The sequence below is a fragment of the Streptomyces sp. NPDC048288 genome, assembly GCF_043201555.1.
Lineage (GTDB): Bacteria > Actinomycetota > Actinomycetes > Streptomycetales > Streptomycetaceae > Streptomyces.
Genome location: NZ_JBICZD010000001.1, coordinates 699,511 through 724,159, shown reverse-complemented (window position 1 = coordinate 724,159; position 24,649 = coordinate 699,511). Strand labels below are relative to the sequence as shown.

General features: G+C 72.3%; 26 protein-coding genes. 12 read left to right on the top strand and 14 right to left on the bottom strand.

The features are described from left to right. Positions 1-161 precede the first annotated feature (161 nt). Entirely contained in the window at positions 162-632 is a 471-nt protein-coding gene (locus tag ACGFZS_RS03160) for a DUF6578 domain-containing protein (RefSeq protein ID WP_393793661.1), read from the bottom strand. Between the two features lie 150 nt (positions 633-782). On the opposite strand from ACGFZS_RS03160, the gene ACGFZS_RS03155 reads away from it, so the two are divergent. Beyond that, positions 783-1,586: a site-2 protease family protein gene (locus ACGFZS_RS03155; protein ID WP_393793660.1), complete on the top strand. Its 804-nt coding sequence runs from the start codon at positions 783-785 to the stop codon at positions 1,584-1,586. Between the two features lie 3 nt (positions 1,587-1,589). Here the strand turns inward: ACGFZS_RS03155 and ACGFZS_RS03150 are convergent, their stop codons facing one another. From ACGFZS_RS03150 to ACGFZS_RS03135, 4 genes are all read right to left on the bottom strand, one after another. After that, a complete protein-coding gene (locus ACGFZS_RS03150; protein ID WP_393793659.1) occupies positions 1,590-2,240 on the bottom strand; it encodes a heme oxygenase (biliverdin-producing) in 651 nt (216 codons plus the stop codon). A gap of 142 nt (positions 2,241-2,382) precedes the next feature. Next, a complete protein-coding gene (gene map, locus ACGFZS_RS03145; protein WP_393793658.1) occupies positions 2,383-3,240 on the bottom strand; it encodes a type I methionyl aminopeptidase in 858 nt (285 codons plus the stop codon). Between the two features lie 50 nt (positions 3,241-3,290). Then, positions 3,291-4,256 carry an RNA-guided endonuclease InsQ/TnpB family protein gene (locus ACGFZS_RS03140; protein WP_393793657.1) on the bottom strand — a complete coding sequence of 322 codons (966 nt, stop codon included), beginning with the start codon at positions 4,254-4,256 and terminating at the stop codon, positions 3,291-3,293. Then, the gene (locus ACGFZS_RS03135; protein WP_393794111.1) at positions 4,204-4,491 is read right to left on the bottom strand and encodes a hypothetical protein; all 288 of its coding nucleotides are present in this window, start codon (positions 4,489-4,491) and stop codon (positions 4,204-4,206) included. The genes ACGFZS_RS03140 and ACGFZS_RS03135 overlap by 53 nt, the downstream gene beginning before the upstream one ends. A 310-nt stretch (positions 4,492-4,801) precedes the next feature. On the opposite strand from ACGFZS_RS03135, the gene ACGFZS_RS03130 reads away from it, so the two are divergent. Then, entirely contained in the window at positions 4,802-5,035 is a 234-nt protein-coding gene (locus tag ACGFZS_RS03130) for a hypothetical protein (protein WP_393793656.1), read from the top strand. On the opposite strand, the gene ACGFZS_RS03125 is transcribed toward ACGFZS_RS03130, so the two are convergent. After that, a complete protein-coding gene (locus ACGFZS_RS03125; RefSeq protein WP_393793655.1) occupies positions 5,036-6,337 on the bottom strand; it encodes an MFS transporter in 1,302 nt (433 codons plus the stop codon). Between the two features lie 120 nt (positions 6,338-6,457). Continuing rightward, positions 6,458-7,057, bottom strand: coding sequence for a hypothetical protein (locus ACGFZS_RS03120; RefSeq protein ID WP_365680024.1), 600 nt, complete (start codon positions 7,055-7,057; stop codon positions 6,458-6,460). 80 nt (positions 7,058-7,137) lie between these two features. On the opposite strand from ACGFZS_RS03120, the gene ACGFZS_RS03115 reads away from it, so the two are divergent. The 3 genes from ACGFZS_RS03115 (at position 7,138) to ACGFZS_RS03105 (ending at position 9,227) form a co-directional block, all read left to right on the top strand. Next, a complete protein-coding gene (locus tag ACGFZS_RS03115) occupies positions 7,138-8,217 on the top strand; it encodes an exo-alpha-sialidase (protein ID WP_393793654.1) in 1,080 nt (359 codons plus the stop codon). Positions 8,218-8,254: 37 nt separating this feature from the next. Next, a complete protein-coding gene (npdG, locus tag ACGFZS_RS03110; protein ID WP_362660079.1) occupies positions 8,255-8,980 on the top strand; it encodes an NADPH-dependent F420 reductase in 726 nt (241 codons plus the stop codon). 61 nt (positions 8,981-9,041) lie between these two features. Continuing rightward, the gene (locus ACGFZS_RS03105) at positions 9,042-9,227 is read left to right on the top strand and encodes a hypothetical protein (RefSeq protein ID WP_365680018.1); all 186 of its coding nucleotides are present in this window, start codon (positions 9,042-9,044) and stop codon (positions 9,225-9,227) included. On the opposite strand, the gene ACGFZS_RS03100 is transcribed toward ACGFZS_RS03105, so the two are convergent. Genes ACGFZS_RS03100 through ACGFZS_RS03090 form a run of 3 tightly spaced genes read right to left on the bottom strand, consistent with a single transcriptional unit; the run spans position 9,228 to position 12,859 of the window. Next, complete coding sequence (locus ACGFZS_RS03100; RefSeq protein ID WP_393793653.1) at positions 9,228-9,902, bottom strand: PhzF family phenazine biosynthesis protein; 675 nt, start codon at positions 9,900-9,902, stop codon at positions 9,228-9,230. It lies immediately after the preceding gene. Between the two features lie 24 nt (positions 9,903-9,926). Beyond that, positions 9,927-11,396 (bottom strand): HtaA domain-containing protein, encoded by a 1,470-nt coding sequence (locus tag ACGFZS_RS03095; protein WP_393793652.1) that lies wholly within the window; start codon positions 11,394-11,396, stop codon positions 9,927-9,929. Positions 11,397-11,443: 47 nt separating this feature from the next. Further along, entirely contained in the window at positions 11,444-12,859 is a 1,416-nt protein-coding gene (locus ACGFZS_RS03090) for an HtaA domain-containing protein (RefSeq protein ID WP_393793651.1), read from the bottom strand. Between the two features lie 113 nt (positions 12,860-12,972). On the opposite strand from ACGFZS_RS03090, the gene ACGFZS_RS03085 reads away from it, so the two are divergent. The 7 genes from ACGFZS_RS03085 (at position 12,973) to ACGFZS_RS03055 (ending at position 20,393) form a co-directional block, all read left to right on the top strand. After that, a complete protein-coding gene (locus ACGFZS_RS03085; RefSeq protein ID WP_393793650.1) occupies positions 12,973-13,980 on the top strand; it encodes a hemin ABC transporter substrate-binding protein in 1,008 nt (335 codons plus the stop codon). After that, positions 13,977-15,008, top strand: a complete 1,032-nt coding sequence (locus ACGFZS_RS03080) for a FecCD family ABC transporter permease (protein WP_393793649.1) — start codon at positions 13,977-13,979, stop codon at positions 15,006-15,008. Before ACGFZS_RS03085 ends, ACGFZS_RS03080 begins: the two co-directional genes overlap by 4 nt. 169 nt (positions 15,009-15,177) lie before the next feature. Next, the gene (locus ACGFZS_RS03075) at positions 15,178-15,999 is read left to right on the top strand and encodes a heme ABC transporter ATP-binding protein (protein ID WP_393793648.1); all 822 of its coding nucleotides are present in this window, start codon (positions 15,178-15,180) and stop codon (positions 15,997-15,999) included. A gap of 165 nt (positions 16,000-16,164) precedes the next feature. Then, entirely contained in the window at positions 16,165-17,301 is a 1,137-nt protein-coding gene (efeO, locus tag ACGFZS_RS03070; protein ID WP_393793647.1) for an iron uptake system protein EfeO, read from the top strand. A gap of 10 nt (positions 17,302-17,311) precedes the next feature. Continuing rightward, on the top strand, positions 17,312-18,556 hold the full coding sequence (efeB, locus tag ACGFZS_RS03065) for an iron uptake transporter deferrochelatase/peroxidase subunit (protein ID WP_365680004.1): 1,245 nt from the start codon (positions 17,312-17,314) through the stop codon (positions 18,554-18,556). Positions 18,557-18,559: 3 nt separating this feature from the next. After that, positions 18,560-19,444 (top strand): iron uptake transporter permease EfeU, encoded by an 885-nt coding sequence (gene efeU, locus ACGFZS_RS03060; RefSeq protein ID WP_393793646.1) that lies wholly within the window; start codon positions 18,560-18,562, stop codon positions 19,442-19,444. Further along, on the top strand, positions 19,392-20,393 hold the full coding sequence (locus ACGFZS_RS03055) for a hypothetical protein (protein ID WP_393793645.1): 1,002 nt from the start codon (positions 19,392-19,394) through the stop codon (positions 20,391-20,393). Before efeU ends, ACGFZS_RS03055 begins: the two co-directional genes overlap by 53 nt. On the opposite strand, the gene ACGFZS_RS03050 is transcribed toward ACGFZS_RS03055, so the two are convergent. The 4 genes from ACGFZS_RS03050 to ACGFZS_RS03035 all read right to left on the bottom strand — a co-directional run bounded on the left by ACGFZS_RS03050 (position 20,390) and on the right by ACGFZS_RS03035 (position 24,641). Next, a complete protein-coding gene (locus tag ACGFZS_RS03050) occupies positions 20,390-21,133 on the bottom strand; it encodes a bifunctional DNA primase/polymerase (protein WP_393793644.1) in 744 nt (247 codons plus the stop codon). The genes ACGFZS_RS03055 and ACGFZS_RS03050 overlap by 4 nt on opposite strands. A 72-nt stretch (positions 21,134-21,205) precedes the next feature. Next, entirely contained in the window at positions 21,206-22,207 is a 1,002-nt protein-coding gene (locus ACGFZS_RS03045; RefSeq protein WP_393793643.1) for a small ribosomal subunit Rsm22 family protein, read from the bottom strand. Continuing rightward, the gene (locus ACGFZS_RS03040) at positions 22,204-23,397 is read right to left on the bottom strand and encodes a serine hydrolase domain-containing protein (protein WP_393793642.1); all 1,194 of its coding nucleotides are present in this window, start codon (positions 23,395-23,397) and stop codon (positions 22,204-22,206) included. Before ACGFZS_RS03040 ends, ACGFZS_RS03045 begins: the two co-directional genes overlap by 4 nt. Then, the gene (locus tag ACGFZS_RS03035; protein WP_393793641.1) at positions 23,337-24,641 is read right to left on the bottom strand and encodes a multidrug effflux MFS transporter; all 1,305 of its coding nucleotides are present in this window, start codon (positions 24,639-24,641) and stop codon (positions 23,337-23,339) included. The genes ACGFZS_RS03040 and ACGFZS_RS03035 overlap by 61 nt, the downstream gene beginning before the upstream one ends. Between the last annotated feature and the right edge of the window lie 8 nt (positions 24,642-24,649).

The following is a 24,649-nucleotide window of genomic DNA, read 5'->3' as shown; positions in this document are numbered from 1 at the left end:
CCGCCCACGGGGGACGGGAGCCCGCCCGCGAGGGTCGGGAGCCCGGGCGCGGGGGTCGGGAGCCCGGGCGCGGGGGTCGGAAGCCCGCCCGCGAGGGTCGGGAGCCCGGCCACGGGGGTCGGAAGCCCGCCCGCGAGGGTCGGGAGCCCGGTCCGGGAGCGTCAGGGGTGCAGGACGTGGGTGGTGTCCGGGGTGTCGAGGGTGATCAGGGCGCCGCAGGTGCGGCGGACTCGGCGCCCGCCGGCCGTCGTGCCGAGGTCGGTCTCGCCGAACCACTTCGGGCAGCGGTCGGCGGGAACCGTCGTGAGGGTCCCGGGCACCGCCTCCAGACCGCGTCCCGTGCTCCGCAGGACGAGGCCGCCCTCCCCCTTCCCCGGCTCTTCCGGCACCGGCTCGGGGGCGTCGAAGCGGAACTCCTCGTGGACCAGGGCGAGGGCGTGCACCCGGCCGGTGGTGGGGAGGCCGGGGCCGCCGTGGTTCTCCACCCGGGCCTCGGCGCCGTACCCGGCGTTCTCCCGCCGGGCCCGGGCGCCGTACGCGACGAGTGCCCAGGACACCTCGTCGCCCACCGCGAACGGGGTGCCGCAGCACTCCATCTGCCAGTCCTCGTAGAACACCTTCAGCAGGGGCATGGCACCAGCCTCCGGGAACCGAACGCCCGTCGCGAACCGTTTTCACTTGCGCCGAGAGGTATTTCCCCAGCACCCGGCGCGTTTTTCCGCCGCGCCAGGTACGGTCGGTCGGACCCGCGTCGACCCCCCAGCCCTCCAGGAGCCCCGCCCATGACCGCCACCACCGCCCGCCGCCCCAGCGACCGGCGGATCAGTCCCGTCTTCGTCGGGATCCTCGCCGTCACGGCGGTCACCGGGTGGGCCACCTGGACCGGGTTCGCCGAGCAGCCCGGGGTCGCGGTGTTCCTGTTCGTGACGGCGGCCTGGATCGTCTCCCTGTGCCTGCACGAGTACGCGCACGCGCGCACCGCCCTGCACGGCGGGGACATCACCGTGGGCGCGAAGGGCTATCTGACCCTGAACCCGCTGAAGTACACCCACGCGCTGCTGAGCATCGTGCTCCCGGTGCTGTTCGTGATCATGGGCGGGATCGGCCTGCCCGGCGGCGCCGTCTTCATCGAGCGGAGCCGGATCCGGGGCCGCTGGCGGCACAGCCTGATCTCGGCCGCCGGTCCGCTGACGAACGTGCTGTTCGCCGGCGTCTGCACCGCCCCCTTCTGGCTGGACGCGCTGGACGGCGTCCCCGCCGACTTCCGTTTCGCCCTCGCCTTCCTCGCGCTGCTCCAGGTCACGGCCGCGATCCTGAACTTCCTGCCGGTGCCGGGCCTGGACGGCTACGGCGTGATCGAGCCCTGGCTGTCGTACAACGTCAAGCGCCAGGTGGAGCCGTTCGCGCCGTTCGGCCTGCTGTTCGTCTTCGCGCTGCTGTGGGTGCCGTCGATCAACAGCGCGTTCTTCGACGTGATCGACGCGCTGCTGCGCGGGCTGGGTGTCGACAACTTCTCGCAGTACTGCGGTCAGGACCTCTACCGCTTCTGGCAGGGCACGAACGACTACTGCTCGGCCGCCGGCTGACCCTCACGCCGACAGCGGGAACTCCTCGCCCAGTTCCCGGAACACCGCCGTGTTGAGGGCGAACGCCCGCTTGCACTCGGCCACCACCCGCTGCTTCTCCAGGTCGTCGGCGTCGACCGCGTCCAGCAGTTCGCGGTAACCACGCTTGAAGGCGGCCGGGTTGGCGATGTCCTCGAAGACGTAGAAGCGGACGCCGTCGCCCTTCCGCTCGAAGCCCCAGGTCCGCTCCGCGCGGTCGCGGATGATCTGGCCGCCGGAGAGGTCGCCGAGGTAGCGGGTGTAGTGGTGGGCGACGTAGCCGGCGGGCCACCGCTCGGCGCACTCCCGCACCCGCGCCGCGTACTCCTCCGTCGCGGGCAGCGCGGTGAGACCCGTCCGCCAGCCGGCCCCGCGCAGATGCGCCAGGTCCCGCTCCAGCGCCGCCAGCCGGTGCAGCTCCGGCCGCACGAACGGCCCGGCCACCGGGTCCGAGGCCAGCAGCCCGGCCGCGCCGCTCTCCAGCGCGTCGTAGACGAACCAGAGTTGCTCGGTGTAGCGGGCGTACGCCGCCACGCCGAGCCGGCCGCCCAGCAGATCGCTCATGAACGTCGAGGTCTCCGCCTCCACGTGCTGTTCGTGGGACGCGGTGCGGATGAGTGTCGAGAACGAGTCCATGGGCAACATCCTCTAAGGTAAGCCTTACCTAAGTCAATGGCCTTGCCGACGCTTCGTCGGTAAAGTTACCGACATCGTGTCGGTAAAAAGATACCTGAAAAAGGCCCGCCCCCGAGGAGCGGGCGGGCCTGGCGTCAGTGGGCTACGGCAGGGTCAGGATCTCCGCGCCGGAGTCCGTCACCACCAGCGTGTGCTCGAACTGCGCGGTGCGCCTGCGGTCCTTGGTGACGACCGTCCAGCCGTCGTCCCACATGTCGTACTCGTGCGTCCCGAGGGTCAGCATCGGCTCGATGGTGAAGGTCATCCCAGGCTGCATCACGGTCGTCGCGTGCGGGCTGTCGTAGTGCGGGATGATCAGCCCGGAGTGGAACGACGAGTTGATCCCGTGCCCCGTGAAGTCACGCACCACCCCGTACCCGAAGCGCTTGGCGTACGACTCGATGACCCGGCCGATGATGTTGATCTGCCGGCCCGGCTTGACCGCCTTGATCGCCCGGTCCAGGGACTCCCGGGTCCGCTCGACAAGCAGCCGGCTCTCCTCGTCGACGTCCCCGACCAGGTAGGTCGCGTTGTTGTCGCCGTGCACCCCGCCGATGTACGCGGTCACGTCCAGGTTGACGATGTCACCGTCCTGGAGCACCGTCGAGTCCGGAATGCCGTGGCAGATGACCTCGTTGAGGCTGGTGCACAGGGACTTGGGGAAACCGCGGTAGCCGAGCGTGGACGGGTAGGCCCCGTGGTCGCACATGTAGGCGTGCGCCACCTTGTCGAGCTCGTCCGTCGTCACACCCGGCGCGATGATCCTCGCGGCCTCCTCCATCGCCTGCGCGGCGATACGGCCGGCGATCCGCATCGCCTCGATGGTCTCCGGGGTCTGCACCTCGGGCCCGGTGTACGGGGTCGGCGCGGGTTTGCCGACGTACTCGGGGCGGCGGATGTTTCCGGGTACCGAACGGGTGGGAGAGAGCTCCCCTGGTACGAGCAGCGACTGGCCAGACATGCCAGCGAGTCTAACCAGCGCGCATGCGGGAACATTTGACATCCTCCCCCTCAAAAGAGGGGGATTCCAACCCGGGTGGGTTGAGGTTCACGGGCACTCGAACGGCTGGTGGCCGCTGTCACCCCTCCGGCACCGACTGAACGTCGGGGGCGAGGGACCCCGCCCTGTCCTGCCGCGACGTTGATACTCGCGTTCTCATCCGCGTTGCAGGTGAACCCGCAGGACACGCAGACGAAGTCGGCTTGGCTCTTGCGCGACTTCTTCTCGATCCACCCGCAGGCACTGCACCGCAGAGATGTGTACGGCGCGGGAACGTCCTCGACCCGGCCCGGAGCCTTCTGCTCCGTGCGCCGTCTCAGCAGGCCCCACCCCTGAGCGAGGATCCCCCGGTTCAGCCCCGCCTTCTGTCGGACATTCCTGGCCGGCTGCTCGACAGTTCCCTTCGCCGAGCGGGTCATGTTCCTGATGTTCAGTTTCTCGAACCGGATAACCTCGTAGGTCCGGGCGAGCATGGTGCTGGTCTTCTCGCACCAGTCCTTGCGCCGGTTCACCCCACGCGCCTTGAGCTCGGTGACCTTCGCGTATGCGGCAGCCTTGAGAGCGCTGCCCTTCGGAGCCCGAGCTGCACGGCGCTCGTGTTTGCGGATCTGTGCCCGCTCCTTGACCGTGAGTTGCGGACAGGTCAGTTTCCGGCCGTCCGAGAGGGCAGCAGTGATCTTCACGCCGCGGTCGATGCCGATGACCCCGGTCACCGCCGACGTATCGACCCGCTCGGGAATGACAGCGAACGCCACATGCCATTGCCCGTTACGGAAGGTCACCCGGAACGTCTTCGCAGCGGGAAGCCGCCCGCCCTTGCCCTTGGCGCTGAGGCGGAAACGGACCCAGCCACAGCCGGGCACCTTCACCTGGGCCCACCGTCGGTTCAGCTTCTGCACGACCGCGGAGCGGCCCAAGACCTGCTTACCGGTTTTCGGGTTCAGCTTCGGCTGGCCATCCGGCCCATACTCGGGCACCCGTTCGGTGCCGATGACACGGACGGGCGTTCCTGGCCGTGGCGAAGTCTTTCAGGGCCTGCTGCTGCACATCCGCATTCCCGGCAGCCAGCCACTCGTTCTCCCGCCGGGCTGCAGTGAGCTGGCGGCACTGCTCCGCAAAGCCCGGCGCGGACCTGCGGCCCGGCTTCCAGTGGGCGTGCTGCTCCACCGCCAGATTCCACACGTACCGAGCGTGTGCACAGTGCAGCAGCATGTGCTCCGCCTGCACAGGCGTCGGACACGTCCGGAAACGCGACATGCCACGAAGCTAGCCACCACGTTCCCCATCCGCGCACGCAATCGACCAACATCACCCGTGAGGGTGACCCACATACCCGCCCCAGAGAATCTCCTGACCGCCAACCATTCGAGACCGCCCCCAGGCCTGTACACGGAAACGAGGAATCGCCCTGGCGAGGACTCCCTTATCCTTATTCCGCTCCGCGGGAGCGGGTATCCACCCCGGCCCTGAAGGACCGGGCACCCTGCGCGAAAGACAGGGTGGATGGCGAAAGGAGCCGGTCATGGCCCTGTTCAAGAAGCGGACCGTCGCGAAGGCGGGCGAGTGGTACTACTGCCTGGAGCACAAGAAGGTCGAGGAGGGCCCCGAGTGCCCCGCCAAGGACCGGTTCGGCCCTTACGCCACCCGTGAGGAGGCCGAGCACGCGATGGAGATCGCGCGCGAGCGCAACCTCCAGTGGGAGAACGACCCGAAGTGGCACGACGCGCCGGCCGGGGACGCCACGGACGAGGACTGATCAGGACTGGGTGGGGGCGGCTTCGGTGGTGGTGGCCGCCGCCGCGGCGGTGCGCCGGGCGCGCAGTCGTACGGCGTGTTCGTCGGTCCGCGCGTCGTACGACATCAGGGCGGGCAGGCACAGGGCCGGCAGGCCGACCGCGCCCGTGCAGAACAGGCCGCCCGCGCCGACCGACGCCCGCACCCCCAGCCAACCGGCCATGCCACCGGCCCGGACCTGGCCGAGGGTCGGACCCACCGAGTACGACAGCAGCTCGATCCCGGCGAGCCGGCCGCGCAGTTCGTCGGGGATCGTCTGGTTCCACATGATGCCGCGGAAGATCCCGCTGACCATGTCGCAGCCGCCGGCGACGGTGAGGAAGAGCAGCACCAGCCATACGTTCGCCACGGCGCCGGCGGCGGCGATCGCGAGGCCCCACAGCGCGGCGGCCAGCACCACCATCCGCCCGTGCCGGTGCACGCGGGACGTCCAGCCGCTGACGAGGCTCACGACGAGCGCCCCGGCCGGAAGGCTCGCGTACATCAGGCCCAGGGACCACTCCGCGTGCAAGTCGTCGGCCAGGAACGGGAGTACGGCGAGCGGCATCGCCAGGAACATCGCGGCGAGGTCGACGGCGTAGGTGCCGAGGAGTTCCTTGCGGCCCCAGGCGTAACGGGCGCCTTCCGCGATGGAGCGGAGGGAGGGCCGGGCGGCCTCGTGGGCGGCGGGGGACGCGGCGATGGGGACGATCAGGACGACGGAGACCAGGAACGTGACGAGATCGGCGCCGTAGGCCCAGCCGAGGCCCGCGTACGCCACGACCAGGCCGGCGACGGCGGGGCCCGCGACGCCGCCGACCGTCCAGCGGAACGAGTTGAGGGCCGCCGCGGCCGGCAGGTCGTCGTGGGCGACGATCCTCGGCCAGAGCGAGTCGAGCGCCGGGCGCTGGACCGCCCCGAGGGCGGAGGAGAGCGCGGCGACGGCGTACAGCGGCCAGACGGCGGGGTGCGGCAGCAGGGCGTTCACCAGCAGGCCCGCGCTGAGCAGACCCTGACCGGCCTCGGTCCACACGATCAGCGTGCGCTTGTCGAGGGCGTCGGCGAGGGCGCCGCCGTACAGCCCGAACAGGATGAGCGGCAGCAGCTCGACGGCGCCGATGGCTCCTACGGCGGTGGCGGAACCGGTGAGGTCCTTGATCTGCACCGGAAGCGCGACGAACGTCAGGAAACTCCCGAAGTTGCTGACGAGCCCGGAGACCCACAGCCGCCGGAAGTCGGCGGAGGCGTGCCAGGGGGCGAGGTCGGGCAGAAGACGGCTACTCACGCCGACCCATGTTGAATCCTGCCCTCCACCCCAGCAAACCCTTTTCGCCCACCCACCCACCCGACTCGGTTCATGGAGAGGCGAGGTGAGGAGTGGGGCGGGGCACGGATGCCGGCTGCCTCACCAGGGCGGCGGAGGCGGGGCCGTCACTGTTTCGGCCAGGCGGGTCAGGCGGTCTCGGAAGCGGCGGCGGCCTCGGGGGGAGGGGCCGTTCTCGCCGGTGGCCGCGCTGACGAGGTGTTGGACCGTGTCGAGGTCGAGTTCCGCGCCCTCGGGGACGGCGAGGGTCTCGTGGGCCATCGCGGTGAGCGCGTCGTCCGTGGCGGTGGAGAGGGCGAGGACGGTCACGCCGGCCCGGCGGGCCGTGTGGACCCGCTCCAGCAGGGCTTCGGTCTCCCCCGGCGCGACCACCAGCAGCGTCTCACCCCGGCGGGCCGCCTCGATGCGGCCGGGGCCGACCGCGAGGTGCGCGGGGTCGGTGGGGCGGGCGCCGTGCCGCACGAGCGTCGGCGCCAGTTCCGGTGTACCGGACCACGCCGCCTCGTCCACCAGGTGCGCGGCGAGATGCCACGGCTCGTAGTCCGGGGTGCCCAGCAGCAGCAGTCCCCCGCCATGACCGACCACCGACCCGCGCAGTGCGCCCGCGAATCTCCGCGTCGCCCCCAACCACTCGGTCCCGGCGAGCACTTCACGCAGCAACGCGACCCGTACGGCGTCCATGCCCCCGCATACTGCCGCAATCGACCACTCGTGACGCGGAGTTCACCCCGAATTCGCCCGACCCGGGGAGAAGGCGGCCCATGAGCGACGTAGAAGCAAGCATTCCCTTTCGCGCGGGCAAAGAGGGGTACGCCAGTTTCCGGATCCCGGCGGTGGTGGTCTCCCGGGCGGGCACCGTGCTCGCCTTCTGTGAGGGGCGGGTCGACTCCGCCGCCGATCACGGGCACATCGATGTCGTGCTGAAGAGGTCCGGGGACGGCGGGCGTACCTGGGGGGCGCTCCAGGTCGCGGCGAGCAACGGGACGGATCTCGCCGGGAACCCGGCCCCCGTCGTGCTCGACACCGGCCGGATCCTGCTGGTGCATGTGCGCAACGCCGCGTCCGCCACCGAGGACGCGATCCTGCGCGGGCAGGTGTCGGACGCCGACGGGCGGCGGGTGTGGGTGCAGCACAGTGACGACGACGGGGTGAGCTGGTCGGCTCCGGTGGAGATCACCAGGTCCGTGAAGAAGGCCGGGTGGCGGTGGTACGCCACCACCCCGGGGCACGCCCTGCAGCTGCGGTCGGGGCGGGTCGTCGTACCCGGCAACCACACCCTGCCGCCGGCCGGGACCGACAACGGGACCGAGGGGAAGTACAACAGCGGGCACTGCCTGCTCAGCGACGACCGCGGTGAGAGCTGGTATCTCGGGTACCTCGACGAGAACACCAACGGGTACGTCAATGTGAATGAGACCACCGCCGCCGAACTTCCCGACGGGCGCGTCTACTTCAACACCCGCAACGACTCCCCCTCGCCGGGGAACCGGGCCGACGCGCACTCGAAGGACGGCGGGCGGACGCTGGTGAAGCCGTTCCGGCCGCAGGCGGGGCTCGCCGCGCCCGTGTGCGAGGCCAGCGTGCTGCAACTGCGCGACCCGGACGTGCTGCTGTACTCCGGGCCGGGCGATCCGGCCGCCCGCGCCCTGATGACGATCCGCGCCTCCGCCGACGGCGGTACCACCTGGCGGTCCGCGTACACCGTGGACGGACTGCCCGCCGCCTACTCCGATCTGACCCGGGTCGACGCGGCCACCGTCGGGCTCCTGTACGAGACGGGCGACTTCAGCGCGTACACGACGATCACGTTCCGGCGGGTGCCGGTGAACCGGCTCACCTGACCGGGTACGGCCGTCGGCCCGGACGTAGAGTCGGCCCATGACCTCTACCGACAGTGCACAGCAGCCGGCGGCCGACAAGGCGCCCGCCCCCGCCAAGGACCCCTGGGACCTGCCCGACGTCTCCGGCCTGGTCGTGGGCGTGCTCGGCGGCACCGGGCCGCAGGGCAAGGGCCTCGCCTACCGGCTGGCCCGGGCCGGCCAGAAGGTGATCATCGGTTCCCGGGCCGCCGAGCGCGCGCAGGCCGCCGCCGACGAGCTCGGGCACGGTGTCGAGGGCGCCGACAACGCCGAGTGCGCCCGCCGCAGCGACCTCGTGATCGTCGCCGTGCCGTGGGACGGGCACGGCAAGACGCTGGAGTCGCTGCGCGAGGAACTGGCCGGCAAGATCGTCGTGGACTGCGTCAACCCGCTCGGCTTCGACAAGAAGGGCGCCTACGCGCTCAAGCCGGAGGAGGGCAGTGCGGCCGAGCAGGCCGCGGCGCTGCTGCCGGACTCGCGGGTCACGGCCGCGTTCCACCACCTCTCGGCGGTACTGCTCCAGGACCCGGAGATCGCGGAGATCGACACCGATGTGATGGTCCTCGGCGAGGTGCGGGCCGACGTCGAGATCGTGCAGGCGCTGGCCGGGCGGATCCCCGGGATGCGCGGTGTCTTCGCGGGACGGCTGCGCAACGCCCACCAGGTGGAGTCCCTGGTCGCGAACCTGATCTCGGTCAACCGCCGCTACAAGGCACACGCCGGGCTCCGCGTCACGGACGTCTGAGCGGATGGGGGACACTGGTGGACGCCATCAGTGTCCCCCCAGTCATGAGAAAGCGGCCCCTATGCCCCGCCTCGCCCTCTACGCCCTGGCCGTCTGCGTCCTCGCCGTCGTCGCCGCCGTCGTCTCCTTCGTCCAGGGCAGCTGGCCGATCGGTGTGGTCTGGGTGCTGCTGACGGGGCTGTCGTCCAACATGACCTGGTACTACGTGAAGCGCGGGCGGCAGCAGGAGAAGTCGGTCACCAGCTGATCACCAGCGGTCGGCCCCCGGCTGCCGCTCCTCGCCCTCCAGGAGGACCCGCCCGCCGATCTCCACCCAGCCGTACGGCTGGGGTGCGGTGAGGATCTGCGAGCCCCTGCCCTGGGTGATGTTCAGGGCCCGGCCCAGCTGCGCGGTGAGCAGCAGCGCCGCCGCGCCGGTCGCCTCGTCCTCGTCGATGCCGTCGCCACGGCCGGGGAAGGCGCGGGCGCGGACCCGGCCCGCCGCCTCGTCCTCCCACGCCCACGCGTAGATCCACTCCCCCGACGGCGGCACCGGCAGCGCGTTCACCTCGGCGGCCGTGCCGTACTGGCGCAGGGTGCGCGGCGGGGCCCACTCCGGGAGCGCCTCGATCCAGCTGAACTCCCCGTCGAGGCGGGCGCCGACCACCCCGGCCTGTGTGACCAGTTCGGGCACGTCCAGCAGCCAGGCCGTGCCGACGCAGGGGTGTCCGGCGAAGGGCAGCCGCAGCGTGGGGGTGTAGATGTCGACGACCCCGCGCTCGGGGTCGTCCACGAACACGGTCTCGCTGAACCCGAGCTTCGCCGCCAGCGCCTGCCGGTCCTCCCGCTCGGGCAGCACCGAGCCGTCCCGGACGACGCCCAGCTCGTTGCCGTACCCGCCGTTCGCCGCGCAGAAGACCCGCAGCACGTCGTAATCAGTCACGGGGGCATTGAAGCATCCGGCGGACTATCCCTCGGTACGACGACGGCGCATCGCGTACACCACGCCCGCGCCCGCGGCCACGGTGACCGCGGCCGCCGTGCCCAGGGCGGTCGCGGGGAGGGACGAGCCGGTGGAGGCGAGGGCGTCGCCGGTGGCTCCGGTGCCTCCGGTCGTGGAGCCGGTGCCTCCGCCGTCGGCAGAGCCGGAGGCGTCCGAGGTGGTGGCGGTGGGGGTGGAAGTGGCGGTCGAGTCGCCGGACGGGAGCTGGGCTTCGTCGGTGAGGGCGACGGCGAGGTCCAGCGGGTCGAGTGCGGTGCCGGCCGTGTAGTAGCCGCTGAACGCCTTGGCGCCGGCGTCGGTGAGGGTGGCGGTGACGTCGTCCAGGGTGATGACGTCGTCCGTGGGGGTCAGGGCGGCGGAGTCGGTCTTCAGGTCGGCCAGTTCGACGTCCTCGGTCGTGGTGCCGAGGCTCGTGACGTCGGCGGTCAGTGCGCCTCTGCCGCCGTCGAGGGTCGCGCGGATGTTGCCGAGGGTGAGGTCGAGGCCGTAGGTGCCGTTGCTCTCGTGGCCCTTGAAGGTGACCGCGCCGTCGAAGGCGGCGGAGAGGGTGCCGGCGTCGGTGTCGTAGTCGCCGGTGGCGTCGGCGAAGGTGAACGCGCCGTTGCCGGCGGCCTGGCTCGCCCCGCCCGAGGTGGTGATCCTCCCCTGGGCCACGCTGCCGACGACATAGGTGCGGAAGGACTCCTTCACGCCCCAGGTGAGGGTGCCGTCGGCTATGTCGCCCTCGGCCGGGGTCTGCTCCGTCCCGGTGGCCGACGGGGAGGCGGAGGTGGAAGCGGAGGCGGAGGTGGAGGGCGAGGCCGACGGGGAGGCGCTCTGGGACGCGGACGCCGACGGGGTGGTCGACGGAGTGGCCGACGGGGACTGCGACTCCGTTGTCTTCTGGGCGACCGTGAGCGGGTCGCCGGCCGCGCCCTCGTAGCTCGCGCTGCCGAAGACGTCCGCCGCCTCCTTGGTGAGGGTGGTCGTCATGTCCGTCATCGCGCGGGTGACGGTGACCGTGGCGAGCGGGACGTCGTCGGTGGTGGTGCCGTTCCTGGTCACGTCCGCGGTGATCTCCGCCGCGCCGCTGTCGAACCGGACGTCGGAGAGCGTGAGGTCGAAGCCGTGCGCCTGGGAGACGATGCGCAGGCTGCCCTGGAAGGCGAGGTCCACGGTGTGGGTGTCGGAGTCGTAGCCGCCGGTGCCCTGGGTGAAGGTGAAGGCGCCGTTGCCGGCGGCCTGGCTCGCGCCGTCCGCCGGGGTGAAGGTGCCGGCCGCGTAGGTGGTGACATAGGTGCGGTACGACTGCTTGATGCCCCAGGTCAACTCGTAGCCGCTGAGCGGTGTTCCGGCGGCCGAGGCGGCGGTCGCCGCGGTGAGCGCGCCGGCTCCCAGGGTGACCGCGACGGCGGCGGCGAGGGCGAGCTTTCTGGGGGCGGTGGTGACGGGCATGTGGCTCCTCATGGGTGGTCCGGGGGCCCGGCGGGTCCCCGGGTGGGTCAGTCCTCGTCGGCGGGGGCGGGCCCGGCCGCCGGTCGGGTACGGCGCCGGCGGACGGCGACCGCGAAGAGCGCGGCGGCGGCCAGCAGGGCGCCCGTGGTGAGGACGATGGGCAGGACGGGGGTGCCGGCGTCGGCGGGGGCCGCGGTGTCGCTCGCCACCGGCCGCGCCGAGGTGGGGCTCGGTGCGGGTGTCTCCGTCTCGTCGGCCGCGCTGCCCAGGTCGGGCAGGGCGGGCAGCGGGGCGTCGGCGGTGAGGGCGACGGCCAGGGAGACCGGGTCCATGGCGGTGCCCGCCTGATACATGCCGCCGAAGGCCTTGGCGCCCCGGGCGGTGAGCTTCGCGGGGGCCTCCGTCAGCTTCACCAGGCCGGCGGTGGCCTTGAGGCCCTTCGCGGTGAAGGTGACCAGGGGGACCTGCCGGCCGGTGAAGTCCGCGCTCGCCACATCGGCGTAGAGGGTGCCCTCGCCGTCCCGCACGGTGGCCCGCACCGCGCTGAGCCTCAGGTCGAGGCCCTGCTCGCCGGTGAAGCGGAGCGAGCCGGTGAAGCGCGCGGTCAACTCGCCCTTCGCGTAGGTCCCTTCGCCCTTGGGGAAGCGGAAGAGCGCCCCGCCGTCCTCGGCGCCGCCGGACAGCGTCCACCTGCCGCGGGCGATGTCGCCGGTGACGTACTCCCGGAAGGTGCGGCGCACGCCCCAGTCGACGGCGCCGTCCTCGATGGAGTTCTTCGCGGTGGGCTTGTGGGTGGCCGAACGGGACGGTGTCGGTGACGGTGTGGGCGTCGGCGTGGCCGCCGGTTCGACGTCCGCCGCCAGGCTCACCGGGTCCAGGGCGGTGCCGGCGGTGTAGTAGCCGGCGAAGGACCTGGCGCCCTGGGAGGTGAGGGTGGCGGGCACGTCGTTCAGGACGACGGCGGTGCCGCCGCCCCGCATGTCGATCCCGCCGAGGGCGAGGGAGGCGAAGGGCACCTGCGAGGACGTCGTGACCGTCCCGGTGCCCTTCGCCTTGCTGGTGACGTCCAGGTAGAGGGTGCCGGTCGAGCCGGAGATCCGGACGGTGGGGCGGCCGAGGGTGAGGTCCAGCTGGTAGGTGCCGTCGCTCTCCCGGTGTCCGACGAAGTGCACCCCGCCGGCGAAGGACGCGGTGAACGCGCCGGTGGCGCCGTCGTAGGTGCCGGTCGCCGAGGGGAAGCGGAACTGGCTGCTGCCCACGGTCGCCGCGCCGCCGGTCAGGGAGTAACTCCCCTTCGCTGTCGGCCCGGTGACATAGCTCTGGAAGGACGATTTCACGCCCCAGTCGAGCCGGCCGCCCTGCACGGTGCGGGTCGCGGCGTGCGCGGCGGTGACCGGGAGCAGCAGGCCGGCCAGTACGGCCGCGCACACCACGGTGACCAGGGCACGAAGGCGCGAGGGCATGGGGGTCCTCCGGAGACGACGCGAGTTTAGGTAAGGCTAACCTAAGCTATACGTCGGGTCGCCGGGAAGGCGACCTCCAGCGACCGAGAGGAACGGACGGGACCGTGCGACGTTTGCGCACTCGACTGGCGGGAGCACTGGTCTGTGCGCTCGCCCTCACCCTGACGGCGACCGCGTGCGGGGGCTCGGCACCGACGGCGGCCACGACCACGGCGACGAAGGCGGCCACCGCCGACCGCGTCGAGCCACTCACGGACACCCCGGCGCCCGAACTCCCGGTCACCGTCGCCTCCGCCGACGGCAGGAAGGTGACGGTCCGCCAGGCGCGGCGGATCGTGCCGCTCTCCGGCAGCCTCAGCGAGATCGTGTTCACGCTCGGGCTCGGCGACCGGGTGGTCGCCCGGGACATCACCGCGACCTTCCGGCAGGCGGCGAAGCTCCCGGTCGTCACCCGCAACCACGACGTCTCCGCGGAGAGCGTGCTCTCCCTCAAGCCCGACCTGGTGATCGCCGAGACCACGTCCGGCCCCGAGGAGGCCGTGGACCAGATCCGCGAGGCCGGCGTGCCGGTGCTGGTCGTCGCTCCGGCGCAGGGGCTGGACGACGTGGGCCCGCGGATCGCGGCGGTGGCCGGCGCGCTCGGCGTCCCGGCGGCGGGGACGGAGCTGACACGGCGGACCGAGGCGCGGATGGCCGCCGTACGCAAGGAGGTTCCGCGGGAGGGCGGGAGCGGGCGGCCGCGGGTCGCGTTCCTGTATCTGCGCGGCTCGGCGTCGGTGTATCTGATCGGCGGGAAGGGTTCGGGGGCCACCTCGCTCCTGGAGGCGGCGGGCGCGGTGGACGCGGGGGCCGAGTCGGGCCTGTCGAAGGACTTCACCGCGATCACCACCGAGGCGCTCGCGAAGGCCGCGCCGGACGCGATCCTCGTCATGACCAAGGGACTTGAATCGGTCGGCGGGATCGACGGGCTGGTGAAGATCCCGGGGGTGGCGCAGACACCGGCCGGGATGAACCGGCGGGTGGTGGCGGTCGAGGACGGGGTGCTGCTCAACTACGGGCCGCGGACGGACCAGGTGCTCAGGTCGGTGGTGGCGCAGCTGTACGGGGAGGACGCGCGGTGACGGCGCGTCGGAGCCGGCTGCTGACGGCGGGGCTGGTCGTCGTCCTGCTCGTCCTGGTGCCGGTGGCGGCGGGCCTGGGCGCGTACCCCGTTCCCACCGCCGACGTCCTCGGCTCGGTCCTGCACCGGGTCGGTCTCGGCGGTACGGCGCTCGGCCGGGTGCCCGAGTCCGTGCTGTGGAACGTGCGGTTCCCCCGGATCGTGCTCGCGCTGCTCGTCGGTGCCTCGCTGGGCTGCGCGGGCGCGTTGATGCAGGGCGTGTTCGGCAATCCGCTCGCCGAGCCGGGGGTGATCGGGGTCTCCTCCGGGGCTGCGGTGGGGGCGGTGGCCGCGATCGCCTTCGGCGTGGACTTCCTCGGCAACTGGACGGTGTCCGTCTTCGCGTTCGTGTCCGGGCTGGGGACGGTGCTGCTGGTGTACGCGACGGCCCGGTCCGGGGGCCGTACGGAGGTGGTCACGCTGATCCTCACGGGGATCGCGGTGAACGCGTTCGCGGGGGCGCTGATCGGCCTGTTCCTGTTCTTCGCGGACACGGCGGCGGTCAGCCAGATCACGTTCTGGCAGCTGGGCTCGCTCGCGCAGGCGACCTGGCCGAAGGTGCTCGCCGTACTGCCGTGCGCGGTCCTCGGTCTGGGCCTGGCCCCCTGGTACGCCCGCCGTCTCGACCTGCTCTCCCTCGGCGAGCGCCCGGCCCGTCATCTGGGGGTGGACGTCGAACGCCTGCGGCTCACCCTGGTCCTGGTCATCGCCCTCCTCACGGCGGCGGCGGTGAGCGTCTCCGGGATCATCGGCTTCGTGGGCCTGGTCGTGCCGCACCTGCTGCGGATGGCGGCGGGGCCGGGGCATCGGTTCCTGATACCGGGGAGTGCGCTGCTGGGAGCGGTGACCCTGCTCGCCGCCGACCTCGCCGCCCGGACGGTGGCCGCCCCCGCCGAACTCCCCCTCGGCGTCCTCACCGCCCTCCTCGGCAGCCCGTTCTTCCTCTGGCTCCTCCACAGAACCCGCCGCCGACAGGGGGGTTGGGCATGAGCCCCACGCCGATTCCGACGGGGTCGCGCCGTTGCCGGTTCCGGTCGGACGCCGAGTGCCGCGCCGTCGTGGCCGATCGCGCAGTTCCCCGCGCCCCTGACGGGGCGCTGCAGTTCACGCCGTCAGCAGTTCGCCGCTCACTTTTCTCGTCGACCGAAGGGGCTGTCTCATGAGACTCCTCCGTTCTCGCCCCGTGCCGCCCCCGCGCCCCGCCCCCGGTGAAGTTCTCGTCGAGGCCGCGGAGTTGCGGGTGAGTCTCGGGGGGCGGCCGGTCCTCGACGGTGTGGATGTCGACGCCCGGTCCGGGGAGGTCCTGGCGTTGGTGGGGCCCAACGGGGCGGGGAAGTCGACGTTGTTGGGGGCGCTTGCCGGGGATGTGGCGGGCGGGGGTGGGGAGGTGCGGCTGTTCGGTCGGGGCGTCGCGGAGTGGACCGTGGCGGAGCTGGCGTTGCGGCGGGCCGTTCTTCCGCAGGCGGCCGTGCTGTCGTTCCCGTTCACGGTCGAGGACGTCGTACGGATGGGGCGGGCGCCGCATGTCACCGCCACACCGGACGAGGACGAACGGGCCGTGGGTGAGGCGATGGCGGCCACGGAGGTGGCCGGCTTCGCCGTGCGGCCGTTCTCCGCGCTGAGCGGCGGTGAGCGGGCCCGGGTGGCGCTCGCCCGGGTGCTCGCGCAGTGCGCGCCGCTGCTGCTGCTCGACGAACCGACCGCCGCGCTCGATCTCAAGCACCAGGAACTGGTGTTGCGGCTCTGCCGGGACAGGGCGCACGCCGGTGACGCGGTGGTCGTGGTGCTGCACGACCTCGCGCTCGCCGCCGCCTACGCGCACCGGGTCGCGATCCTGTGCGCCGGTCGGGTCGCCGCCGTCGGCCCGCCCGCCGAGGTCTTCGAGGAGCGGTTGCTGTCGGAGGTCTACGAACAGCCGGTCGAGGTGTTCCCGCATCCGCGGACCGGGGCGGTCGTCGTCGCACCGAAGCGACGCGCTTGACCTTTCCTTTACCTCTCCTTGGCGTCGATTTTGAGCCGTCGAGATCAAGCCGTGCCTGTGATCTTTCTGTGTCTGGTGAATCACACCCCGCACGGGTATGAGTGAGGTAAGCCTCAGGTAAGTTAGGCCAGCCTCACCACACCATCACCCTCGCTGGGAGCCCGCATGCGTGCCGTCCGACTCACCGTCACCGCCGCCGCCACCGCGGCGGCTCTGACCGCCCTCTCGGCCTGCACGGCGAAGAGCGACGCCAAGGACGGTGACGCGATCAAGGTCACCGCCGCCGACTCGAAGTGCGAGACGTCCACCAAGTCCGTTCCCGCCGGGCACGTCACGCTCGCCATCGAGAACACCGGCTCCAAGGCCACCGAGGTCGAGATCCTCTTCCCGGACGACCGGATCGTGTCCGAGAAGGAGAACATCGGGCCGGGGACGAAGTACACGCTCACCGCCGAGGTGAAGGCGGGGTCGTACGAGATAGCCTGCCGGCCCGGGATGAAGGGGCACGGCGTGCGGCAGAAGCTGACCGTCACCGGCTCCGGCACCGTGGCCAAGCGCAACCCGGTGCTCGACAAGGCCGTCGCCGACTACCGCGAGTACGCGCAGGAGCAGGCCGACGCCACCGTCCCGCTCGCCGAGGTCTTCGCCAAGGCCGTCAAGGCCGGTGACCTGGAGGCCGCCAAGAAGGCCTACTCCCCCTCGCGGCTCGGCTGGGAGCGCACCGAGCCGATCGCCGAGTCCTTCGGTGACATCGACCCGAAGACCGACACCCGCGCCGACGGCCTGGAAGAGGGCCAGAAGTGGACCGGCTGGCACCGCCTGGAGAAGTCCCTGTGGGCGGACAAGAAGATCGGCGCCACCGAGGCGACCCTCGCCGACCAGCTCGTCACCGACCTGAAGGACTGGCAGAAGCGGGTCGGCAAGGCCGAGATCACCCCGACCTCCATGGCCAACGGCGCCAAGGAACTCCTCGACGAGGTCGCCACCGGCAAGGTCACCGGTGAGGAGGATCGTTACTCCCACACCGACCTGAGCGACTTCAAGGCCAACGTCGAGGGCGCGCAGAAGGCGTACGAGCTGCTCAAGCCGGTCGCCCAGAAGAACGACCAGGCCCTGACCACCGAGCTGGACAAGCAGTTCGCCGCGCTGAACACGCTGCTCGACAAGTACCGGACGGACAAGACGTCCTACGACTTCGTGTCGTACGACAAGGTCACCAAGGAGCAGCAGAAGGAGCTGTCCGACGCGGTCAACGCCCTCGCGGAGCCGCTGTCGAAGCTCGCCGCGGCCGTGGTGAAGTAGGGGCCGGGAGATGAGCGAGAACACGACTCCCTCGCGCCGGGCGGTCATCGGCTGGGGCGGGGCCGGGCTGGCGCTCGGGGCCGCCGTGGCCGGGGGCGCGGTGGCGATGGCGCAGGCCGGCGACGACATGGACCCGGCCGCCGCCGAGACCGGTGGCGCCGTCGCGTTCCACGGCGCCCACCAGGCGGGGATCGCCACGGCCGTCCAGGACCGGCTGCACTTCGCCGCGTTCGACGTGAAGACCGACGACCGGGACGGGTTCGTCCAGCTGCTGAAGGACTGGACGGCCGCGGCCCGGCGGATGACCGCGGGCCAGGCCGTCGGCGAGGGCGCGTACGGCGGGCTCGCCGAGGCACCGCCGGACGACACCGGCGAGGCCCTCGGGCTCAAACCGTCCCGGCTGACGCTGACGATCGGCTTCGGGCCGTCCCTCTTCGAGAAGTTCGGGCTGGCCGGGCAGCGGCCCGCCGCCCTCGTCGACCTGCCGAAGTTCCCCGGCGAGAACCTCGACAAGAGCCGTACCGGCGGCGACCTCTGTATCCAGGCCTGCGCCGACGATCCGCAGGTCGCCGTGCACGCCATCCGCAACCTCGCCCGGATCGGCTTCGGCAAGGTCGCCATCCGCTGGTCCCAGCTCGGCTTCGGGAAGACCTCGTCGACGACCCCCGACGCCCAGACCCCCCGCAACCTCATGGGGTTCAAGGACGGCACCCGCAACATCGCGGGGACCGAGACCGACCGGCTGAAGAAGTTCGTGTGGGTCGGGGACGGGGACGGGTCGGACTGGATGACCGGGGGGTCGTATCTCGTCGCCCGGCGCATCCGCATGAACATCGAGACCTGGGACCGGACCTCGCTCCAGGAGCAGGAGGACGTCTTCGGGCGGGACAAGGGCGAGGGCGCGCCGGTCGGCAAGGCCAAGGAGCACGACGCACCGTTCCTGAAGGCGATGAAGCCGGACGCCCATGTGCGCCTCGCGCACCCGGACTCCAACGGCGGGATCACCATCCTGCGCCGGGGTTACTCGTTCACCGACGGCACCGACGGGCTCGGCCGGCTCGACGCCGGTCTGTTCTTCCTCGCCTACATGCGGGACGTGGGCAAGGGGTTCGTCCCGCTGCAGCGCAGGCTGTCCGCGTCCGACGCGCTCAACGAGTACATCCAGCACGTGGGTTCGGCCGTCTTCGCCGTTCCGCCGGGCGTCCGGGACAAGGACGACTGGTGGGGCCGCACACTGTTTTCCGAAGGGGCGTGAGCCGTGTTCTCCAACTACCTGATCGGGCTGCGGGAAGGGCTGGAGGCCTCGCTCGTCGTCTGCATCCTCATCGCCTATCTGGTCAAGACCGGGCGCACGGACGCCCTGCGGCCGATCTGGATCGGGATCGGCGTGGCGGTGCTGATCGCCATGGGCTTCGGGTGCGCGCTCGAATTCGGTTCCCAGGAGCTGACGTTCCAGGCGCAGGAGGCGCTCGGCGGGTCCCTGTCCGTCGTCGCGGTCGGCCTGGTGACGTGGATGGTGTTCTGGATGCGGCGCACCGCCCGGCATCTCAAGTCGGAGCTGCACGGCAAGCTGGACGCGGCCCTCGCGATGGGCACGGGCGCGCTGGTCGCCACCGCCTTTCTCGCCGTCGGCCGCGAGGGACTCGAGACCGCCCTGTTCGTGTGGGCGTCCGTGCACGCGGCCAGTGACGGCACCCCGCGCCCGCTGATCGGGGTGGCGCTGGGCCTGGCCACCGCGGTGTTCCTGGGGTGGCTGTTCTACCGGGGTGCGCTGCGGATCAACCTCGCCAAGTTCTTCACCTGGACCGGCGGCATGCTGGTCGTGGTCGCGGCGGGCGTGCTGGCGTACGGCTTCCACGACCTCCAGGAGGCCGACTGGATCCCGGGATTGACCCACCAGGCCTTCGACATCAGCGACACCGTTCCGCCGGACAGCTGGTACGGGACGCTGCTGAAGGGCGTGTTCAACTTCCAGCCGGACCCGACCGTGCTTCAGGTCACGGTGTGGCTGCTGTACCTGGTCCCGACGCTCGCCCTCTTCCTCGCCCCGGTAGGGTTCGCCTCCGGGAAGGGGAAGGTGAAGGCACCTGATGACGCACCTGACGACCAGGGATCGCGGCCCTCGACGGCTCCGCAGGCGTGACCGGACCGCACTCCTGGCGGTCTCGCTGACCGTCGTGGCGCTGTCGGCGAACGGCTGCGTGGTGGTGCACGGGGAGCGCGAGGTGCTCCCCGCCACCACCCGCGCCGAGGCCGCCAAGGCGCTCAAGCAGTTCACGGCCGCGTACAACAAGGCCGACGAGGCCTACGACGGCTCCCTGGACGCGGACTACACGACCGGCGCCCTCGCCGACATCGACTCCGCGCGCCTGAAGGCCGGGCACGCCACCAGCCCGAGCGGCAACTCCGGCCACTCGGCGCTGGAGTTCGACGACGTCACGTACACCATCCCGAAGAAGGCCGGCTGGCCCCGCTGGTTCGTCGCCGACGCGCACGGCAACAAGGGCGGCGACGACCGCTGGCTGCTGGTCTTCACCCGCGACAGCCTCTCCGAGCCGTTCCAGGTGGCGTATCTGACGCTGCTCGCCCCGGACTCCGTACCGAAGTTCACCACCGACAAGGACGGCTGGGCGGAGGCCGTACCGGCGGACAGCGCCCAACTGGCCGTCTCCCCCGGTGATCTGAGCCAGGACTACGCCACGTATCTGAAGAGCGGCTCCACGGTCTTCGCGGACGGCGCGCACACCAGCGGCTGGCGCGCGGACCGCGAGAAGTCGACCAAGCCGGGCCTGGCGACCCAGTACATCGACGAGCCGCTGACCGCCGGCGATTACGCGCCGCTCGCGCTGCGCACCGCCGACGGCGGGGCGCTGGTGTTCTTCACCACCCGCTACTACGCCAAGCAGACCGCGGCCGCGGGCACCTCGGTGCCGACGCCGAACGAGGACGTCAAGGCCCTCACCAAGGGCGAGATCAAGCAGTCGCTGACCATGCAGTTCGTCTCGAACCAGGTCGCGCTGGACCCGGCGGGCACCGGGAAGGTGTCGGTCCTGGGGCGGATCCAGGGCCTCACCTCGGCGGAGGGGTCCTAGCGCCTCTGCGGCCAGGCGGCGCCCGCCCGGTCGGCCTCCTCGCCCGCGTGCCGGGCGCAGGCGTCGGTGAGGATCTCCAGGAGGCTCAGCGGGTCGGGCAGCGCGTGCTCGGGGCCGCGTACCCAGTGCACCCGCTGCCGGTCGTCGCCGGGGAGCCGGGCGGGCGGTACGAGGACGTACGACCCCCGGCAGTGCCAGCGCAGGCCGGGGTGCTCGTCCATGGTCTCGGGGTGGCAGTCCAGCGCGCAGGGCCACCACTCGTCCTCGTCCTCGGGGGTGCCGCGGGTGAGGGTGAAGAACAGCAGCCGGCCGTCGTCGCTCTCGGCGACCGGACCGACCTCGACACCGGCCGCGAGCAGCCGCTCCAGCGCCTGCCGGCCGGCCTCCAGGGGGACGTCGAGGACGTCGTGGGTCATGCCGGTCGCGGTGATGAAGTTGGCCTGCGGCTGGTGCCGGGCCCAGCGCTCGATCTGGGCGCGGTCGGTGGTGGACTGCGTCTGCCAGGCGAACGACACCGGGTGCCGGGCGGGCGCCGGGCAGCCGACGCGGTCGCAGGAGCAGCCGTAGCCGGGCGCGGGGTGCGCGGCGGGGGCCATTGGGAGGCCGGCCGCGGCAGCGGCGAGCAGCAGGGCCTCACGGCCGCCGTCGTCGGAGCCGGCGGCTTCCTTGGCGCGCCGTCCGAGCAGCCACTGGGAGAGTTTGCCCTGCCGGCCGGTCCGGCCGCCGAACGTCGCGCTCATCTATCGCCTCGCCTCGCTGTGGTCCCGACAGGATGCCTTATGGCCCCATCTGGGTGCGAAGCGGGGTACTTGCTAGTGGGGCGGCCACGCGTCGCCCCAGTCCGCGTCCCGGGCCGCCTTGTACAGGTCGCCGTGGCGTTTGGTGACCGTCGTGCGGCGCAGCTGCTCGTCGGGCTCGCACAGGTCGAGCAGGACCTGGCCCTTGCGGATCTGGGGCCGCCGGACCACCCGGGCCGGAGCCGGGACGGGCGGGAAGCGGGTGGCGGCCACGTAGCTGAACTTCTCGTCCTCGTAGGCCAGCGATCCGCCCTTGACCTGGCGGTGCAGGGAGGAGCGGCTGACCCGGGCCGAGAAGTGGCACCAGTCCGTGCCGGGGACGATCGGGCAGGCGGCGCTGTGCGGGCAGGGGGCGGCGATGTGGAAGCCGGCGGCGATCAGGCGGTCGCGGGCCTCGATGATCCGGGCGTATCCGGCGGGTGTGCCGGCCTCGACGATCACCACGGCCCGCGCGGCTTCCGCGGCGGCGTCGACGAGGGCCGTGCGGGCGGCCTCGTCGAGTTCGTTGAGGACGTACGACACCGTGACGAGATCGGTGCTCTCGATGGTGAGCGCCGCTCCGATCCGGGAGCGCTGCCACTTCGCCTCGCGCAGTGCCGGGTTGGCGGCGGCGAGCTCCCGGCCGAGGGCCAGCGCCGGCTCGGCCCAGTCGAGGACCGTCACCGGCCGCTCGCCCGCCCAGGTGTCGGTCACCGCCCAGGTCGCCGCGCCCGTCCCGCCGCCGACGTCCACATGGCTCCCCGGCGCCCATCCCTCCGGCACCGCGTCGGCGAACGCGTCCAGCGCGGACCGTACCGCCTCGAAGGTCGCCGGCATCCGGTACGCCGCGTACGCCACCACGTCGGCCCGGTCCCGCAGGATCGGCGCGTCGGTCGGGGTCGCCCCGCGGTAGCTGGCGATCAGCCGTTCGACGGCGGAGGCGGCCTGCTTCGGGGGGAGCCCGTCGAGGACGGCCGACAGGGCGGCGCGCAGCTGCTCGGCCGGGGACAGGGAACTCCGGGGTGCGGGGTGGTTCACCCGGCGATTGTATGGACCGCGCGGGCCAGCCGGGTCGCCGCGGCGGCCCGGGGGGCGCTGTCGCCGGGCCTGCGGCGCGGATGCACGGTGTTGGTCAGCAGCACCAGGAACGTGTCCGACGCCCGGTCCAGCACCAGGCTGGTCCCGGTGAACCCGGTGTGGCCCGCCGCGCCCCGGCCCGCGAGCTCGCCCATGAACCACGGCTGGTCCACGAGGAAGCCGAGACCGGGCGGGGCCAGCAGCAGGTCCACGAAGTCGGGGCCGAGGATCCGCGCCGGGCCGTACGCGCCGCCCGCGAGCAGCGCACGGCAGAAGACCGCCAGGTCGCGGGCGGTGGAGAAGAGGCCCGCGTGGCCGGCCACCCCGCCCAGCGCCCAGGCGTTCTCGTCGTGCACCACGCCCCGCAGCATCCCCCGGTCCGTCTTGGCCCAGGGCCGCCGCTGGTCCTCGGTGGCCGCGGCGCCCGGGCAGGGGCCGAAGTCGGTGGCGTGCATGCCGAGCGGGCGGGTGATGCCCTCGCGGACCAGGACGTCGAGCGGGCGGCCGGTGATCCGCTCCAGGACGTACTGGAGCAGCAGCAGGTTCAGGTCCGAGTAGCGGTAGGCGCCGGGCGCGCTGCTCGGTGCCTCGGCGCGCAGCAGGTCGAGGCGGGCCGGGTCGTCGGCGCAGTCGTAGAGCGGGAGTTCGGGGCGCAGGCCGGAGGTGTGGGTGAGGAGCTGGCGGACGGTGATGCGGTGCACGGCGGCCGCGTGGAAGTCGGGGAGGTAGGCGCCGACCCGGGCGTCGATGCCGAGGGTGCCGCGTTCCAGTTGCTGCACGGCGGCGACCGCGGTGAAGAGCTTGGTGAGGGAGGCCAGGTCGAAGGGGGTGTCGACGGTCATCGGGACCCGGGCGGCGGCCGGCAGTTCGACACCCGCGTCGGAGCCGGGGTCGTACCGGGACCAGCGCACGGCCCAGCCGGCCGCCTCCTGCACGGCGATCACCGGCCCGCGCCCGGCGACCACGACGGCACCGGCCGCCCACGGCCGCACGCCGGCGGTGAGGTCGTGCACCTCGCGGACGAGGTGTCTGAGTTCCGCGGGGTCGAGCCCGGCCCGTTCCGGTGTCTCGACGCGCAGTCTCGGTACGCTCAGCTCCCTGCTCCCTCCGCCCTCGCACGGGTGTTCCCACGTGCTGCCCAGGGACGGCACATTCCCACGAAGCAGGCCAGTGCCACCAGTGCCCCCGCCAGTTGGACGATCGCCATGGGCACGGCGGTTCTCTCCCCGGCGATCCCGACCAGCGGCGAGGCGATCGCGCCGACCAGGAACGAGGTGGTGCCGAGCAACGCGGACGCGGAGCCTGCGGCGTGCCGGGTGCGCAGCAGGGCGAGGGACTGGGCGTTCGGGAGGGTGAGGCCCATCGTGGACATCAGGACGAACAGGGCGGCGGCGACGGGGGCCAGGCCCACCGGGCCGAAGGCGCCGGCCGACATCAGCAGCAGGGCGGCCGCGGCGAGGACGGTCACCACCAGCCCCGCGCCCAGCACCTTGTCCAGGCTGACCCGCCCGGCCAGCACCTTGCCGTTGACCTGCCCGGCGATCACCAGACCGACGGAGTTGACGCCGAAGAGCAGGCTGAAGGTCTGCGGGGAGGCGCCGTAGATCTCCTGGATCACGAACGGGGACGCGGCTATGTAGGCGAAGAGGGCGGCGAAGGCGAAGCCGCCGGTGAGCATGTAGCCGGTGAAGGGGAGGTCGGCGAGGAGGGCGCGCATGGCGCGTACGGCGGTGGCCGCGCCCCCGGCGTGCCGGTCGGCGGCCGGGAGGGTCTCCGGCAGCTTCGCCCACACCACCGCGGCGAGCACGGCGCCGACGCCCGTCAGCACGACGAACACGCCCCGCCAGTCCGTCACCCGCAGGATCTGCCCGCCGATCAGCGGCGCGACGATCGGGGCGACCCCGGAGACCAGCATCAGGGTGGAGAAGAAGCGGGCCATGGCGACCCCGTCGTAGAGGTCGCGTACGACGGCCCGCGCGATGACGATGCCGGCCGCGCCCGCGAGGCCCTGGGCGAGCCGGAAGGCGACCAGCGTCTCGACGTTCGGCGCGAGCGCGCACAGGGCGGTGGCGACGACGTACACGGCGAGGCCGGCCAGCAGCGGGCGGCGGCGGCCCCAGCGGTCGCTCATCGGGCCGACGACCAGCTGGCCGAGGGCCATGCCGGCGAGGCAGGCGGTGAGGGTGAGCTGGACGGTCGCGGCGGGTGCGTGCAGGGAGCGGGTGACCTCCGGCAGCGAGGGGAGGTACATGTCCATCGCGAGCGGGGGTGTCGCGGTGAGCCCGCCGAGCACGAGGACGAGGAGGAGACCGGCCCGGCGGGCGGCGGGGGTGGTCCTACGGGGTACGGCGGAGTGTTGCGTGTCCGATGTCGGCGGTGCCGGCTGCTCGGGCATGGCCCCTC

What these genes read in the sequence shown, in the direction of transcription:
- ACGFZS_RS03160 (WP_393793661.1), bottom strand. Translation starts at nt 632, where the DNA reads ATGCCCCTGCTGAAGGTGTTCTACGAGGACTGGCAGATGGAGTGCTGC.
- ACGFZS_RS03155 (WP_393793660.1), top strand. Translation starts at nt 783, where the DNA reads ATGACCGCCACCACCGCCCGCCGCCCCAGCGACCGGCGGATCAGTCCC.
- ACGFZS_RS03150 (WP_393793659.1), bottom strand. Translation starts at nt 2,240, where the DNA reads ATGGACTCGTTCTCGACACTCATCCGCACCGCGTCCCACGAACAGCAC.
- map (WP_393793658.1), bottom strand. Translation starts at nt 3,240, where the DNA reads ATGTCTGGCCAGTCGCTGCTCGTACCAGGGGAGCTCTCTCCCACCCGT.
- ACGFZS_RS03135 (WP_393794111.1), bottom strand. Translation starts at nt 4,491, where the DNA reads ATGCTGCTGCACTGTGCACACGCTCGGTACGTGTGGAATCTGGCGGTG.
- ACGFZS_RS03130 (WP_393793656.1), top strand. Translation starts at nt 4,802, where the DNA reads ATGGCCCTGTTCAAGAAGCGGACCGTCGCGAAGGCGGGCGAGTGGTAC.
- ACGFZS_RS03120 (WP_365680024.1), bottom strand. Translation starts at nt 7,057, where the DNA reads ATGGACGCCGTACGGGTCGCGTTGCTGCGTGAAGTGCTCGCCGGGACC.
- ACGFZS_RS03115 (WP_393793654.1), top strand. Translation starts at nt 7,138, where the DNA reads ATGAGCGACGTAGAAGCAAGCATTCCCTTTCGCGCGGGCAAAGAGGGG.
- npdG (WP_362660079.1), top strand. Translation starts at nt 8,255, where the DNA reads ATGACCTCTACCGACAGTGCACAGCAGCCGGCGGCCGACAAGGCGCCC.
- ACGFZS_RS03105 (WP_365680018.1), top strand. Translation starts at nt 9,042, where the DNA reads ATGCCCCGCCTCGCCCTCTACGCCCTGGCCGTCTGCGTCCTCGCCGTC.
- ACGFZS_RS03095 (WP_393793652.1), bottom strand. Translation starts at nt 11,396, where the DNA reads ATGCCCGTCACCACCGCCCCCAGAAAGCTCGCCCTCGCCGCCGCCGTC.
- ACGFZS_RS03090 (WP_393793651.1), bottom strand. Translation starts at nt 12,859, where the DNA reads ATGCCCTCGCGCCTTCGTGCCCTGGTCACCGTGGTGTGCGCGGCCGTA.
- ACGFZS_RS03075 (WP_393793648.1), top strand. Translation starts at nt 15,178, where the DNA reads ATGAGACTCCTCCGTTCTCGCCCCGTGCCGCCCCCGCGCCCCGCCCCC.
- efeO (WP_393793647.1), top strand. Translation starts at nt 16,165, where the DNA reads ATGCGTGCCGTCCGACTCACCGTCACCGCCGCCGCCACCGCGGCGGCT.
- efeB (WP_365680004.1), top strand. Translation starts at nt 17,312, where the DNA reads ATGAGCGAGAACACGACTCCCTCGCGCCGGGCGGTCATCGGCTGGGGC.
- ACGFZS_RS03055 (WP_393793645.1), top strand. Translation starts at nt 19,392, where the DNA reads ATGACGCACCTGACGACCAGGGATCGCGGCCCTCGACGGCTCCGCAGG.
- ACGFZS_RS03050 (WP_393793644.1), bottom strand. Translation starts at nt 21,133, where the DNA reads ATGAGCGCGACGTTCGGCGGCCGGACCGGCCGGCAGGGCAAACTCTCC.
- ACGFZS_RS03035 (WP_393793641.1), bottom strand. Translation starts at nt 24,641, where the DNA reads ATGCCCGAGCAGCCGGCACCGCCGACATCGGACACGCAACACTCCGCC.